This is a genomic window from Enterococcus sp. AZ128 (genome assembly GCF_051714485.1).
In the GTDB taxonomy this organism is placed as follows: Bacteria; Bacillota; Bacilli; order Lactobacillales; family Enterococcaceae; genus Enterococcus_A.
Genome location: NZ_JBIORZ010000004.1, coordinates 420728 through 435333, shown reverse-complemented (window position 1 = coordinate 435333; position 14606 = coordinate 420728). Strand labels below are relative to the sequence as shown.

The 14606-nt window shown below is 31.2% G+C and carries 16 protein-coding genes; 14 read left to right on the top strand and 2 right to left on the bottom strand.

From position 1 onward, the window contains the following. The first annotated feature begins 220 nt into the window (after window positions 1-220). Window positions 221-649, top strand: a complete 429-nt coding sequence (rplM, locus tag IGI38_RS23330) for a 50S ribosomal protein L13 (RefSeq protein WP_438734392.1) — start codon at window positions 221-223, stop codon at window positions 647-649. A 15-nt stretch (window positions 650-664) separates the two neighbouring features. Continuing rightward, on the top strand, window positions 665-1057 hold the full coding sequence (gene rpsI, locus IGI38_RS23325) for a 30S ribosomal protein S9 (protein WP_010741373.1): 393 nt from the start codon (window positions 665-667) through the stop codon (window positions 1055-1057). Window positions 1058-1418: 361 nt separating this feature from the next. Here rpsI and IGI38_RS23320 read toward each other — a convergent pair whose 3' ends face one another. After that, the gene (locus IGI38_RS23320; protein WP_061053483.1) at window positions 1419-2582 is read right to left on the bottom strand and encodes a site-specific integrase; all 1164 of its coding nucleotides are present in this window, start codon (window positions 2580-2582) and stop codon (window positions 1419-1421) included. Window positions 2583-2835: 253 nt separating this feature from the next. Here IGI38_RS23320 and IGI38_RS23315 point away from each other — a divergent pair, with 253 nt between their 5' ends. After that, on the top strand, window positions 2836-3411 hold the full coding sequence (locus IGI38_RS23315) for a tyrosine-type recombinase/integrase (protein ID WP_061053482.1): 576 nt from the start codon (window positions 2836-2838) through the stop codon (window positions 3409-3411). Between the two features lie 14 nt (window positions 3412-3425). On the opposite strand, the gene IGI38_RS23310 is transcribed toward IGI38_RS23315, so the two are convergent. Further along, window positions 3426-4346, bottom strand: coding sequence for a hypothetical protein (locus IGI38_RS23310; protein WP_225869332.1), 921 nt, complete (start codon window positions 4344-4346; stop codon window positions 3426-3428). A gap of 122 nt (window positions 4347-4468) precedes the next feature. Here IGI38_RS23310 and IGI38_RS23305 point away from each other — a divergent pair, with 122 nt between their 5' ends. From IGI38_RS23305 to IGI38_RS23255, 11 genes are all read left to right on the top strand, one after another. Next, window positions 4469-4684, top strand: a complete 216-nt coding sequence (locus tag IGI38_RS23305; protein ID WP_061053480.1) for a hypothetical protein — start codon at window positions 4469-4471, stop codon at window positions 4682-4684. 412 nt (window positions 4685-5096) lie between these two features. Beyond that, the gene (locus IGI38_RS23300) at window positions 5097-5669 is read left to right on the top strand and encodes a recombinase family protein (RefSeq protein WP_061053479.1); all 573 of its coding nucleotides are present in this window, start codon (window positions 5097-5099) and stop codon (window positions 5667-5669) included. 200 nt (window positions 5670-5869) lie between these two features. Beyond that, window positions 5870-6085, top strand: a complete 216-nt coding sequence (locus IGI38_RS23295) for a hypothetical protein (protein WP_061053478.1) — start codon at window positions 5870-5872, stop codon at window positions 6083-6085. A gap of 22 nt (window positions 6086-6107) precedes the next feature. Next, the gene (locus tag IGI38_RS23290) at window positions 6108-7535 is read left to right on the top strand and encodes a hypothetical protein (RefSeq protein WP_061053477.1); all 1428 of its coding nucleotides are present in this window, start codon (window positions 6108-6110) and stop codon (window positions 7533-7535) included. Beyond that, window positions 7528-7764: a hypothetical protein gene (locus IGI38_RS23285; RefSeq protein ID WP_061053476.1), complete on the top strand. Its 237-nt coding sequence runs from the start codon at window positions 7528-7530 to the stop codon at window positions 7762-7764. Before IGI38_RS23290 ends, IGI38_RS23285 begins: the two co-directional genes overlap by 8 nt. Before the next feature lie 819 nt (window positions 7765-8583). Further along, window positions 8584-10038: a primase C-terminal domain-containing protein gene (locus IGI38_RS23280; RefSeq protein WP_082741542.1), complete on the top strand. Its 1455-nt coding sequence runs from the start codon at window positions 8584-8586 to the stop codon at window positions 10036-10038. Then, on the top strand, window positions 10031-10858 hold the full coding sequence (locus IGI38_RS23275; protein ID WP_061053474.1) for a hypothetical protein: 828 nt from the start codon (window positions 10031-10033) through the stop codon (window positions 10856-10858). Before IGI38_RS23280 ends, IGI38_RS23275 begins: the two co-directional genes overlap by 8 nt. Window positions 10859-11283: 425 nt before the next feature. Next, a complete protein-coding gene (locus tag IGI38_RS23270; RefSeq protein WP_061053473.1) occupies window positions 11284-11502 on the top strand; it encodes a hypothetical protein in 219 nt (72 codons plus the stop codon). An 81-nt stretch (window positions 11503-11583) separates the two neighbouring features. After that, a complete protein-coding gene (locus IGI38_RS23265; protein ID WP_061053472.1) occupies window positions 11584-11805 on the top strand; it encodes a hypothetical protein in 222 nt (73 codons plus the stop codon). Window positions 11806-11885: 80 nt separating this feature from the next. Then, a complete protein-coding gene (locus IGI38_RS23260) occupies window positions 11886-13409 on the top strand; it encodes a type I restriction-modification system subunit M (protein WP_061053471.1) in 1524 nt (507 codons plus the stop codon). Continuing rightward, window positions 13399-14604: a restriction endonuclease subunit S gene (locus IGI38_RS23255; RefSeq protein WP_061053470.1), complete on the top strand. Its 1206-nt coding sequence runs from the start codon at window positions 13399-13401 to the stop codon at window positions 14602-14604. The genes IGI38_RS23260 and IGI38_RS23255 overlap by 11 nt, the downstream gene beginning before the upstream one ends. Window positions 14605-14606 lie beyond the last annotated feature (2 nt).

The following is a 14606-nucleotide window of genomic DNA, read 5'->3' as shown; positions in this document are numbered from 1 at the left end:
TTCATTTTAAACTGTATATTGAGGTTCGTTTTGTATAGTAGAAGAAATGTAAAAGAATGAAAAATATTTTGCGTTTTCAAAGAGAAAAACATTGACATGGCAAGGCTTTGCAAGTATTATGGTAAATGGTATTGTTTGCCCCATGAGAGCCCCGGAAACTCAAGTGTTTGTCAAACATTCGAAATTGAAATTGGAGGAAAAAAACGTGCGTACAACATATATGGCTAAGCCAAACGAAGTAGAACGTAAATGGTACGTAGTAGACGCAACTGATGTTCCTTTAGGACGTCTTTCAACAGTTGTTGCATCTATGCTACGCGGTAAAAATAAACCAACATTCACACCACATGTAGATACTGGTGATTTTGTAATTGTAATTAATGCGGATAAAATCAAATTGACAGGTAAAAAAGCAACTGACAAGATTTACTACCGTCATTCAGGTTTTCCAGGCGGATTAAAATCAGTCTCAGCAGGCGAATTGCGTGCTAAAAATTCTCGCCGTTTGATCGAAACTTCTGTTAAAGGGATGCTTCCTAAAAACACTTTAGGTCGCGCTCAAGGCATGAAACTTCATGTTTACGGTGGAGCAGAACATCCACATGCAGCACAACAGCCAGAAGTTTTAGACATCACAAACTTAATTTAATAGGAGGGAAATTCATTGGCACAAGTTCAATATAGCGGCACAGGCCGTCGTAAAAATGCAGTTGCTCGCGTACGTTTAGTACCAGGAACTGGTAAAATTACTGTAAATAAAAAAGACGTTGCAGAATATATCCCACATGCTGACCTACGTTTAGTAATCAACCAACCATTTGGCGTTACTGAAACAACAGGTTCATATGATGTATTTGTAAACGTTGATGGCGGAGGTTACGCAGGTCAAGCCGGCGCTATCCGTCATGGTATCTCACGTGCTTTATTAGAAGTAGATCCTGATTTCCGTGCACCTTTAAAACGCGCTGGATTACTTACTCGTGATTCACGTATGGTTGAACGTAAAAAACCAGGGTTAAAAAAGGCAAGAAAAGCAAGTCAATTTTCAAAACGTTAATCCTTATTACATCAAGGATTTCAAGACATCATCTATTTGGATGGTGTCTTTTTTTAGCTAAATTTCTTAAAAAATGGGTCTATTTTACAGACCCTTTTCTATATAAACTGTTTTCGAGACTTGGAAAAATCTGTTATTTTTAAATTTTATTTAATTCTAATGTTTACTATGTTTTTAGCAGTGTTAGGTAATGCGAAAGTATAAAATTGTTATCGAATTATGATTTTTACCTTTGGGACGTAAAACATTGTGTTTTATGTATCTTTTGTTGGTTTAGAATGTATAGAAAGTCTTTAATAGGTGAATAGAAAATTTATTTTTGTTGAACTAAAAAAGAAGCTAATTCGTATGAACTAGCTTCTTAGCTATCTAAGTATAAAGCAAGTTTATTTGCTGTTTCTCTTTTAGTTTCAGTTGTGACATGAGTATAAATCTTTAAAGTTATATCACTATTAGCGTGTCCTAATCGGTCTTGAACTTCTTTGAGTGTTGCTTCTGCTTCAAATAATAGAGAACAATGAGTATGTCTAAATCCGTGAATTGTAATTTCTCTTATTTCTTTATTTTCTTTGGTTATTGTTTTCATACATCTATTAAGATAATCTGGGTCGAATGGTTGGTCTTTTTCATTCTTTAATGGAATATCTCTTGTAAATACTAAATGATTATCCTTAACATTAATATAGCGTGCCTGTTGTTTCTCTTTCCAAGTTTTTAAAATATTAGAAGTCGTAGGGTCGATGCTAATTACTCTATTGCTTTGTTCATTTTTAGTGTCTGATACGTAAGCAATGCGTTTAATCATCGTCATTGATTTATTTACGATAATACTGTCAGCACGTATATCAGACCATCTTAAAGCCATCAGTTCGCCTTTCCTCATCCCCGTAAAAGCCAATAATCGAAAAGCTGTAAACCACATATAATCATAGTTCTGCTCCAACACATCCAAAAAATTATTCAATTCATTCTTATCATAGTAATTTTCGGTATTATCACTTGATAATTCGACAGTATTAGCAATATTCATTCGAGATTTATTTATCTTTGGCATTGTGCATAGTCGCATAGGATTTTTTTGAATTAAATCTTTTTTTACTGCTAAATCAAGAATTTGTTGTGTGTAACCTTTTAAAGCTTTGTATTTATGATATTCTTTTGCCCACTTATTTAGTATTTGCTGACAAAATTCTGTAGTTATTTCATCAACATATTTTTTACCAAAAATGGGTAATATTTTTAATCTAAACAAATCAATTGTTCTATTGTATGTAACCAATCTGACAGAATCTTTATAGGTAATCAACCATTCTTTATACATATCCTGAAATGATAATTGAATATATTTTTGCTCAGATTCAATTTTCCCTTCTATTTCAGCTAGTTTTTCAAGTGCTTGTTTTTTTGTCGGGAATCCAGATTTTTTAATATATTTTTGTCTACCAAGGTAGTCTAACCCAAGGAAAATCCTAAATTTATAGGCAGTTGCTCCATTTTTCTTTATGTATTTTTCTATTTTAGCCAAACCAATCGCTCCATTCTGAAGAAGTGTGCAGCGATTATACCTCACTTCAGAGTGGATATCGAGGATGTTCTACAAATTTGCAACCATCAAATTGTGATGCTATAACGGACCATGAAAGGGATACTTCTTCAATTAGTATCCATCACGAATCCTATTATATTAATGTTTCATTTTTGATTTATAGGGTGATGGATACTTTTGTATCAGAAATTAATAAAAGTATCCACCAAAATAGAAATAAGGGAGGCAAATTATGGGACAAAAAATGATAAATGTAAAACCAATAAAAAATAAAGAGGTCCTGAACCAATTTGGAAAAGAGTTAAAAAAAGGGAAGCATGGAAAACGAGACTATCTAATCATGGCAATCGGAATTAAAACAGGGTTACGGATTTCAGATATACTTAATTTAAAGGTTTCTGACGTGAAAAATAAAACACAAACAGAAATTATTGAACAAAAAACAGGAAAAAGAAGAACGTTGCATTTAAACAGATTGACCGTATCTATTATTGAATATTTAAATGAAGAACATGATTCTCAATCAGAATGGTTATTTCCAAGTCCTTCAGATAGAAGTAAACCCTTGGCAAGTCATCAATATTACAAAATCATGCAAAAAGTAGCTGATAGTATGGGGTTAGATTATATTGGCACACATACACTAAGAAAGACTTTTTCTTATTTCTTTCTAAAGCATAATCGAGGAGATATTGTAACATTAATGAAAATTTTAAACCACAGTAGCCAAGCAGTAACTTTAAGATATGCTGGTATTGAAGAAGACGATATCAAAGCGAAATTAGAAGATTTTGACCCGTTTAAATAAAAAGGCACAGTCGATTAAGATTGTGCTTTTTGTTTGTCCTTTTTTATTTGGACAGTATTAAATTTTTGTTTGTTTTCCTCGCTTTTACGATACAAAGTGTGAGCATTGTCAAATTCATCTTTAGATAAAGAAAAATAGACAGAATCTTTCGAGTGAGAATATTTTGCTAAAAAGTAGTAAAAATCCATAATGGAAATTATTTGATTAAACTCATATTCTCTGTGTTCATTCTTTTTAAAATAAATAAGCTTATCTATTTGCTCAATGTAAACAAGGATATCTTCTCGGATATAATGGGTATTTCTCTCAATATTTCTGTAAGAAAAATCATCTAATTTAGATTTGAGAAACGGAAGGAATTCAATAGTAGGAACTGTCAAAATTTCTATGGTATCTAAAGAAGCTGTATAGTAGCTGTTTTTCGATTCCTCCGTCATACTTGAAGCGAGGATAGGAAATTTTGTTAGTTCATTTTTTACACATTCGACGAAAAAATCAGATTCAGCAGACTCATATGGTAATTGATTAATGAGTTGATTAGCTTGTTGTTTTAACCTTGTTATTGTTTTAAAACATGTTCTTCCTGACGAATGTGTTGATAGAAACAATTCTTTTTGTTTTTTTGAATTAGTAAAGACGGTTATCTTGTCTACATAGATATTAAATGTGTGTAATTTTTGAATGATGTTTGCTTGAGCATCTAATGTTTTTAAGTTCTTTAAGTCAAAGTTATTGGTATAAACAAATTGTTTGTGAAATCTCTCTTGTTGAATCCATTTTTGTCTTTTCAATGTGTCTAGTCGTGATGCTAAACTGATTCGATTGCATAAAAGCATTTTTTCTAAAGTTGATTGATAAATCCCTTCAGCATTATTTATTATTTGAAATAATTCTTCTGAATCAATAGCTCTTTTGTTTACAATTGGTGTGTTCATGTTCACTCCCTCCATTATTTTTTATATAGTGATTATTTAGCTTTGCTATTTCAAAAACGAAAATAGTGATTCTCGAAAGAATCCTTTATTTTTATCCATCAGAACAGTAGAGCAATAGGCTATTGGAATTTAAAGATTTTCCATTTGGCAAGCATTTAAAAAAATTATGGAGGTTTCCATTCGATTTTTTAAAAAACAGCATCAAAAATGATAGAGTTTTAAAAAAGTTATGCCAAAAGTTATCTTTTTGTTATCATTTGATTTTTGGAAAACAGCCTTTTATTAAGGATGATGTAGGGGTTACGGAGCCTAAAAAGAAAGGGCAATGTAGGGCATGAATGATAGAATAAAGGAATTGGTTCTCGCAACTATCCCTCGAAAGTATCCCAAATTTAAAAGTATCTACCCCTTCATTCCCGCTCCAGTATAGCATCATAAGAATAAAGATGAAAATTTGAATGTTGTGTTTCGAGTTGTTGACAAAATAAGAGTTTTTCTGCTAACAATTCCTGAAAGCGGTATAAAACAACTTTAAATAGAACGTTTCCATATAAAAGTAAAGACATAAGTGATTTTCTCGACAACGGTGGGGGATGATGCAATAATTAAAGATAACCTTGATATAGAAGACAATCCAGAATACTATCACCTGTACTATTATTTTTAAACCCTGACTGTGATAGTCAGGTAATTTTTGAATTTGAATAGCGTAGCACACTAAAATTTATAGACGAAAGGAGGAGAATCATTATGACAAAAACAATCGGTTATATTAGAACTAGTAAAAATTCACAAAATTTAGGTGTAGAAGTTCAAAAAGAAGCACTTATTCGTTATAAAATTGATGTTTTTTTTATCGAACAAGTGTCAGGAAGGAAAGAGAATCGAAAAGAATTAGATAAAGCTCTGAGGGAATTAGAAAAAGGAGATACGCTGATTATTTATAAGATAGACAGATTAGGACGTTCCACCAAGCAATTGGTCAATATCATGAGCGAGCTACAAGAAAGAGGAATCAATTTGATTAGTATCAAAGAAAATATTGATACATCGACACCGATGGGGAAGGTTATTTTTACTATATTATCGGCGATTGCCGAGCTTGAAGCCGATTATATATCGGAACGGACGAAAGAAGCACTGGCAATTCTCAAAGAAAATGGCGTGAGATTAGGTAATCAGGGATTAGACCGAAGAACTGTCAATAAAATTAAAAAGTTATATACAGAAACTGATTTAACCCAGAAAGAAATTGCCGAAAAATGTCATGTATGTATTAAAACCGTGTATAATGTAAAAAAACGGTATCAATTGACCAGATAACGCTTTTCATTATTCTACTTAATTTGGTATAATAATTGCCGGTAAGAGACGTTCGTTTGTTACCGATAGAGCCTAAAAAAATATAAATACATAGAACAGTTGATAACTCTGATGTTTTCTTTTCAGAAGTATCAGCTTTTTTTGTTGGTCTTAAACGAACGTTTCATTCATGCAGCTAAAATAAAGAAAGGGTTGATTTTGTGGCATTAAAGGGTGGAAAAATCTTTCAAGAAATGATAGAGGTTCCTGACAAACAGGAAGGTGGTTGTTTAACAGCCAGTATAAGTTGGCTTATTGGATTTGCTATTATCATTGGGATTTTGGTATTAGGTTTCAATTTTTTGATGAGCCATCCAATTTTTTTATTTGGTTTTATCGCAGTAGCTCTATTTATTGGTGTGAAAGTAAGTAAATAATAAGATAGGTGTGGTGATTAAAATGAATAAATGGATAAAACTAACAAGTATGAGCTTATTAATACTTGTTGTGTTAAGTGCTTGCGATAAAAAACAAGACACTCAAGAAAGTGAAGGAAGTTCTCAATCGTCAACGCTTGAATCGACAGAACAAATTAAGGAAAAAGAATCAATTATTATAGAAAAAACAGCTACAGATTATGATGCTATTTATGTTCAAAATGGTTTAGTTATTGCTCAAACTGGAGACGATAGTTCGTATAATTGGACGATTTATGATACGGAATTAAATGAAAAAAATTCTATTTTAAATGCTGATATGAAAAGAGATGAACTGGCTCATTCGTTAGAAACAGGTTATTCAAAAAAGGTAAATGGAACAGCAGTAATAGAACAGGATGTTCATGAAGATGAAGTATATTCCACTTATTTAGATGAAAATGCTGAATTAGCAAAGATTAGTCTAGGGGAGCGAACAACTGATAATGACGTGTCAATAAATACATTAACTTCTGGTAAATATGAAATTATTCCTTATCGTGATGGGTCAGGAGTTACAATTAATTATTTAGCTAACGGATACAGAGAAAAGAGGTTTTCAACAGCACATGGAAGTATGTCGGGAGATATAAATAAAAATGGCTATTTCACACTTCTTGACCAAATGAATGATAAAAAAATAGTTAATGATACTTCTGTTCAGATTTATGATGCTAAATTAAAAGATAGTGGTGATAACAGTAGCGGTGAAAAAAACATTGCTGCTAAAACAATCAATACAGTGAAACTAGATACAGCAACAAATATAAACGATAAAAACCGTCTATTTATCAGACAATACACTACTGGATTAGTAGATGATCCTGCGATTTGGACATTTTATGATTTGGATTCTGATGTGAGCTACAATTATCCATCAAATATTAATATTCTTAAATTTACTGACTATGGAATTGAAGAAAATATTGGTGATGGTGAATTTATGGGAGATATTGGTGGAGCAGAAAATTATATCTACGAAGACTTAAACGAAAAAGTAATACCCGATGATTCTACTCCATCAAGTATAGATTTTACTCCACGCAAAAAAGGGATTATATCATCTGATGGAACAGTTATCAAAGAACCGTTCGCTTTTGAAATTAAGAAACCAAATGCCAACGGAATTGCTCCATATAAGTTAGAAAAAGATGGAAAATATGGTTTGATTAACGTAAACACTGCAGAAATAGTCAAAGAACCATTTGCTTATAACATTCAACGATTTAATGATAATGGATTATCAGCAATGAAAGAATCTGAAGGTGGGAATTGCAGCATAATTGATGAACAAGGGAATGTGTTGGAAGAAACAGAATATATTTATATATCCCCGCTAACCAATGACAATCTAGCCAGCTACCGAGAAGAAGTAAATGGTAGCCTAGGAGTATTGAAAATTAGTGGATGAATTAGCCAAAAAGAAATTTGTTCAACACAAGATTAGAAAAACGTATTATCAATCAAATGCAACAATTCCTAAAATTGTAGTGAATCAGTTGGCAAATGTGCTATATAAAGAATTTGAAGGATTAGCAGGAATTGAACAAGAAAAATTACTTTTGTCTGGAAAATTAGTCATGGCATTATGGAATAAATATATGGAAAGAGTGAATAGGGAATTGCTGGAAGAGGTGTGAGTAAAATCGTGCCTCTTTTTCACTCAAAAATTTATCTAAACATTTATGATAGAAACCACTTAAAAATCGGCATTGAAAAAAACCAATAAAATCAACTCGTTTCTCTTTATTGACAAAAACATTAGGATGTTGAAACATCAACATTTTAACGATTTATTTTTGGAAAAATCCCTCTCAGACAATACGAAGAAATATTTATGGGTGATGCACCGCTTAAACAGTTAATTTCGAATGTTTTAAGAAATTATTAAGAATGTTTAAAGTCGATAAAAAAGCATGGTTTTACAAAAACAATTTGAAAAGTGTAAATATAATTTTTTTATTGTTATTTTATTTCTGGAGTTAGCCAACTGAAGATGGTGTTTTTGACTTTTGTTAATTTGTTTTATTTAGCTGTGAACAAAACTATTGTATATCTCACAACACTTTTATTTTATAAACAAAATCGTTGTAATAAAAGGGTTTGTTAGGCATTTTTCAAATATTGACAATATATTTTTTTTGGTATAAATCGATTATACAAGAAATACACCATAAAAAAATTCTTGTATAGAATTTAAGATTAACTATTTACATAATAGATAATAGTGTTATTATATGGATGTCGATGGGATTTTTTAAACATAAAGAAAAAGGGGGATAGATTTTAATAGGGTCAAAAATTTTCCATCGCTAATAGAGTGCATATTATTGAAAAAAGTAAAGGTTAAGAAAAAAATAATGTAAATAACTATTGATACTGTGCATCTTTTCTCATCCTGCACTTATACATATATGTATTCTCTAAAGAAATAAATTAAATACTTAATAATAACTAATATGGAGGGAGTAATCATAAAAAATTTTGCAGAAGAATATGAAATGAGAATGGGGGAAAGAATACCTACTAGGAAATTAGGAGAATCAGATTTAGAATACTATGTTAGAAGATTAACCTATAACATGATATTTCATCGAATCATTAGTTATGAGATAAGAGATAGTGAAGGAAATGTTCATTATGAAAGTATTGATTTTCTCAATACAGAAGAAGCTCTGATAAATCTCGACTATAAAAATGTGTATGAAAATGTCTTTTTAAGCATTAATAGCTTTAGATATTGTTCCAGAAGAGAAGAAAATTTACGAGCGGTCAATGCCTTTTATTGCGATATTGATACGGAAAAGAAATGGTGTATGAAAAGCGAAGACTTTTGGCAACAAAAAGTAATACCTTTTTTAGAAGAAAAACAATTTCCTTTTCCCAGTCTAGTTGTCAATAGCGGTCGTGGGTTACATTTATATTGGATAATCACTCCTGTTGAAGTGAATCATCCTAGTGTGACATTTTTATATAAATCGATTCAAACAAAATTAAGCCGTTTATTTAAAGAGTTGAAAGCTGATTATTTGATTGATTGTAGCCGCCACTTACGAATTGCAGGCACAATAAATAAAAAAGAAGGAAAAGAAAATCAACACGTATCAATCATTTATGTAGACGATGAGAAAGACTATGAACTAAGCGTCTTTAGAGACTATTTTCAACTTCAATTTAATGCTGATATAGAAAAGCAAAAGAAGAAAAATAATATGATTCTAATTGATTATCCGATAAAAAGTAGCTATCGAAGTAAAAGAAAATCTCAGAAAAAAGATAGCGATACATTTTCTGGAGTAAGAAAAAAATTTAGTAAACGGAGCTTATATACCGCAAGAATCCATGATTTGAATCAGTTAATAAAACAAAGAAATTATCAATTGACAGGTCACAGAAATGATTTTTTCTTTATCTATGCCAATCTTTTAATGGAACTTCAGTATTCAGAAAAATCAATTATGGATACAGTTGAAAGCTGGAATGCCACGCTAGTGAATCCGTTATCTGATAGCGAGATAAAACGGATTGTAAAAAGTTCATTTTCTAAAAATGAAGCATATAAATTTACAAATACCTATCTGATTCAAAAATTAAATATTTCAGAAAAAGAACAAAATAGCTTTAAAACCATGATAAATCCTCAAATAAAAAAGAAAAGGAAAAATCAAAAAGAACGAGAACGATATGTTCAGAAGAAAAAAATAGAAGAAAAACGGCAAAAAGAGAATATGCGAAAAAAAGAAGCATATTTATCTACAAAAGCCATGAATCAAGAGAAAAAGCAAAAGTTAATTAATAGAGCAATAGAACTTCGAAAAAAAGGACTTACTATTTCAGCGATTGCTCAACAGTTACATCTATCAGAAAGTACCATTAAACGCTATATAAAGAAAGGAGAAAGTGCTTGTGCTTAATCAAATACAACGAGATAGAATTTTAGGGAAAATGACGGCGTCGCAAAGAAATGTCTTATTTGAATACAAACTGAAAGATAGAAGAAACTATTTTTTGAATCAAATATATTTGAAAGATACCGATTGGGAATTTATCGATTATAAAGAAAGTTTACATTATCAGGATAAGGGCGTATCTAAAAAAGAACGGTTGTTTTGTCAGTGTGGCAGAGAAATTAAATATCAGTGTGTATTATGTTCTAATAAAAGCGGTGAATTGATAAATTTGAGTTTACATCATTTAGAAAAACACACTTCGATTCCTAAAAATATCGCTAAGGAAATTGAGCAAGGAATATTAGAACTTGATGAAGTGTTAGACAGTATTTTACGGAAGTTTGACAAGGGAGAAAGATTTCCTCAATGGTATAAGAATTTTTATCGGAAATACCAGTGTATATTACAAGTAAGTGAGCCTTACCGAGAAAGAATGAGAATGTTCATAAAAGAAGACTTACCTATATCAACCAGTGATGAACTGGAACTTCGTGAAAAATCCAATCTCTATCTTAAGGAATTAGAGAAACCAATTGTTATTACAGATATTTCAGATAAACGATTTTTAAAGGATATTGCAGATTATATAAATAGTAGAGAAAAAGGAGAATTTTATATATTGCGTGTGGCAGAGTATTTGTCTGCTAAAAATTATGATGGAGCTTTGGATTTTGGAGACATTAGTCAAGCTGTAGACATTTTAACAGAACAATTTCCAACGATTTTAAAAACATTGTCACTTCCCATGAAAGAAAAAATTTCTGACGAGAAAATAATTATTTGATAATTGATTTATCTTTCATTTTTTAGGAAAGGGTTAGAGAGTTGATATCTATAACTATATATTATCCAAAGAGTTGAAAAGACCGCAAGTTTTAATGACTTTTCGGTCTTTTTATTTACTCAAAAACTGGTTGCTACATAAAAGATACCTCTCAGATGTAAATAAGCGTAGAATTACCCACAAAAATTTCTTTGTGTGGTGTGAGAGGTGTTTTTTGGGAAATAGTGCCTCGAAACATTGATATTTCAATAATTTATTAATTTTGTCAACAATCATAAAACCCTTAATAATACAGGCTTTTAAGTAGTTCGATTTTTAAGTAGATTTTATTGGAAATACGCAGATAATTTTACATAGCACATATTGACTATAGTTTTAAAGGATGGTAGTCTTCTGGACCTATAAAAGATACGGAGGTCAATAACATGAAGGACAGAGTAACAATTATTAAATCAAATTTGAGTTATCAACAAGCTATCTTCTCTTTACTAGCGTTAGATTCATTGCCGAATGATTATGTAGGCAACCAAATATTCAGAGAAAATGTTCAAACGATTGTTGAAAAAACTTTAGAAAATGACGGAAGTGAACTAATTATTATAGAAACTAATTCAAATGATATTGAAGCTATTGCGTATTTTTGATAAGAGGACAAGTTAATAAAGTTGATTTATTGGTATTTATAGATATAATTGATTAAGTTAAATAAGGATGATGCATTAAAAATGAATACAAAACGTACTTACGTAGAAATCGAAAAAGATTTCCATCATTTGAGGAAAAAGAATTATTATCCAAAACAGTATAATGAGAAATTACAAGCATTGATGGACGAGCTAAAGGAAAACTATGATTTTTCAGTTTACACAGAGGAGAATTCTAGAGCAATTGCTTTGCATTATCATATGTCTCAAAAATTTCAAACGGATAAACCCACTCTATTTTGAATGGGTTTTTTTGCTGTCCTAAAAATGCTTAAAAGCTGTTATAATAGTAAAGTATGACAATGATTAGGAGGAAGTAAATAATGGTCTCAGCAGAACTTAAAATTGAAGATAAACTGTGGGCAGCTGCAGATAAACTAAGAGGAAGTATGGATGCTTCAGAGTATAAAAATGTTGTTTTAGGATTAATATTTTTAAAATATGTTTCAGACAGTTTTGAAGAAAAGTATGAAGAGCTAACCAAAGATGAGTATGCGGATCCGGAAGATAAAGATGAATATTTGGCTGATAATATTTTTTGGGTACCTGCTGAAGCAAGATGGGAAAAAATCAATCGTGATGCCAAAAAACCAAAAATTGGTGAAACAATTGATGAAGCGATGATTGCTATAGAAAAAGAGAATCCATCTTTGAAAAATGTATTACCTAAAAACTATTCAAGACCTCAATTGGATAAAACTCGTTTAGGAGAAACGGTTGATTTAATTACTAATATTAAAGTAGGGGATTCAGAAAACCGCAAAACTGACACTTTAGGAAGAACATATGAATATTTTCTTGGAAAGTTTGCCGGTGCTGAAGGTAAAAGCGGTGGTGAATTTTACACCCCAAATCCAGTAGTTACTTTGTTGGTTGAAATGTTAGAGCCATATTCAGGACGTATTTATGACCCATGTTGTGGAGCAGGGGGGATGTTTGTTCAATCAGAAAAATTTGTAGAAAATCATCAGGGGAAAATTGGAGATATTTCTGTTTATGGGCAAGAATTTAATCCAACTACATGGCAATTATGTAAAATGAATCTTGCAATTAGAGGAATTGACGGAAATATTGGCACACATAATGCTGATACATTCCAAAATGACCTTCACAAAGGATTAAGAGCAGATTACATTTTAGCTAATCCACCCTTCAATATCAGTGACTGGGGGCAAGAAAAGCTATTAGAAGATTCTCGTTGGAAATATGGCCTGCCACCAAAAAATAATGCAAATTATGCTTGGATTCAACACATTATATCTAAATTGGCACCAGAAGGAACGGCAGGCTTTGTATTAGCTAATGGAAGTATGTCTACATCAACAAAAAGTGAATATGAAATTCGTAAAAATCTAATCGAGAATGATTTAGTGGAATGTATCGTGACTTTACCAAGTCAAATGTTTTATAACACTCCAATTCCCGCATGTTTATGGTTTGTCACAAAATCTAAAGCTAAAAAAAATGAACGCAATCATCAAGGAGAGATTCTTTTCATTGATGTCAGAAACGAAGGTTACATGGCTGATAGGACAACAAAAACTTTTAGTAGAAATGACATTAAAAAAATAGCAGATGCTTATCATGATTGGAAGGGGACAAGTGCCAAAGAATATGTTGATATAGCAGGATTTTGTTCATCAGCTTCATTAGATACAGTTAAGGCACAAGATTATATTTTAACTCCTGGTCGTTATGTAGGGTTAGAAGAGAAAATAGAAGATTCTGAGCCGTTTGAAGAAAAGATGGAACGATTAACTACGTTGTTATCAGAACAATTTATCCAATCTCATCAATTAGAAGAAGATATCCGAAAAGCACTTGGAGGGATTGGGTATGAAATATAAACTTTCAGAATTAGCTTTTTACAGTACTGAAAAAATTGAGATTGATAAAGTTGATGAGAGTAATTATGTTTCGACAGAGAACATATTACCTAATAAAGCAGGGATTTGTATTGCGGATAAATTACCTCAAATAAAAAAAGTCAATGCTTATAAAAATGGAGATATTCTTATATCAAATATTCGACCTTATTTTAAAAAAATTTGGTTTGCTAATAAGGATGGGGGACATTCAGCTGATGTATTGAATTTTAGAGCAAAAGAGGGCGTAAGTAATGGATTTTTGTACGCGTTACTTTTTCAAGATAGTTTTTTTAATCAGATGGTGCTTTCTTCTAAGGGAACAAAGATGCCACGTGGAGACAAAAATGCAATAATGAATTTAGAATTTGAAGTTCCTTCTTATAACAAACAAGAGAAAATTGGTGATATTCTATTTTATTTTCAACATAAAATAGAATTAAATAATCAAATTATTTCTAATCTTGAAGAACTAGCATCCACATTGTTTAAACAATGGTTTGTTGATTTTGAATTTCCTGATGAAAATGAAAATCCATATAAATCCAGTGGTGGAAAGATGGTTGATAGTGAATTAGGTAAAATTCCTGAAGGATGGGAAGCAACTAGTTTATCAGATATTGCTAATTATAAAAATGGACTTGCAATGCAGAAATTTAGACCAGATGAGGATGAAGAATCTTTACCAGTTCTTAAAATAAAAGAGTTAAATCAAGGTTTTACTGATTCCAATAGTGATAGATGTAGTATTGACATCAGTGACGAAGTTAAAATTGAGAATGGTGATGTTGTTTTTTCTTGGTCAGGAACTTTATTAGTTAAAATTTGGACGGGAGGAGACGCTGGATTAAATCAGCATCTATTTAAGGTCACTTCAAATAAATTTCCTAAATGGTATTATTATCTATGGACAAAGTTTTACATGAATAAATTTATAGGCATTGCAAAAGATAAGGCTACAACTATGGGGCATATTAAGAGACAGCATTTAAATGAGGCTAAAGTTCTTATTCCGTCAATCGATATGTTAGAGAAGTTTGGCAAAGTTTTAGGTCCTACGATTGATATGGTAACTGAAAAAGGTATTGAAAATTTAGAACTTTCAAATCTACGAGATTCCTTACTCCCCAAATTACTATCAGGTGAAATAGAACTACCAGAAGATGAGGAGGCGTAATT

Bases quoted from the DNA above. Each gene is read 5' to 3' on its own strand.
- rplM (WP_438734392.1), top strand. From the start codon at position 221: ATGGCTAAGCCAAACGAAGTAGAACGTAAATGGTACGTAGTAGACGCA.
- IGI38_RS23315 (WP_061053482.1), top strand. From the start codon at position 2,836: ATGGGACAAAAAATGATAAATGTAAAACCAATAAAAAATAAAGAGGTC.
- IGI38_RS23310 (WP_225869332.1), bottom strand. From the start codon at position 4,346: ATGAACACACCAATTGTAAACAAAAGAGCTATTGATTCAGAAGAATTA.
- IGI38_RS23300 (WP_061053479.1), top strand. From the start codon at position 5,097: ATGACAAAAACAATCGGTTATATTAGAACTAGTAAAAATTCACAAAAT.
- IGI38_RS23290 (WP_061053477.1), top strand. From the start codon at position 6,108: ATGAATAAATGGATAAAACTAACAAGTATGAGCTTATTAATACTTGTT.
- IGI38_RS23280 (WP_082741542.1), top strand. From the start codon at position 8,584: ATGGAGGGAGTAATCATAAAAAATTTTGCAGAAGAATATGAAATGAGA.
- IGI38_RS23270 (WP_061053473.1), top strand. From the start codon at position 11,284: ATGAAGGACAGAGTAACAATTATTAAATCAAATTTGAGTTATCAACAA.
- IGI38_RS23265 (WP_061053472.1), top strand. From the start codon at position 11,584: ATGAATACAAAACGTACTTACGTAGAAATCGAAAAAGATTTCCATCAT.
- IGI38_RS23260 (WP_061053471.1), top strand. From the start codon at position 11,886: ATGGTCTCAGCAGAACTTAAAATTGAAGATAAACTGTGGGCAGCTGCA.
- IGI38_RS23255 (WP_061053470.1), top strand. From the start codon at position 13,399: ATGAAATATAAACTTTCAGAATTAGCTTTTTACAGTACTGAAAAAATT.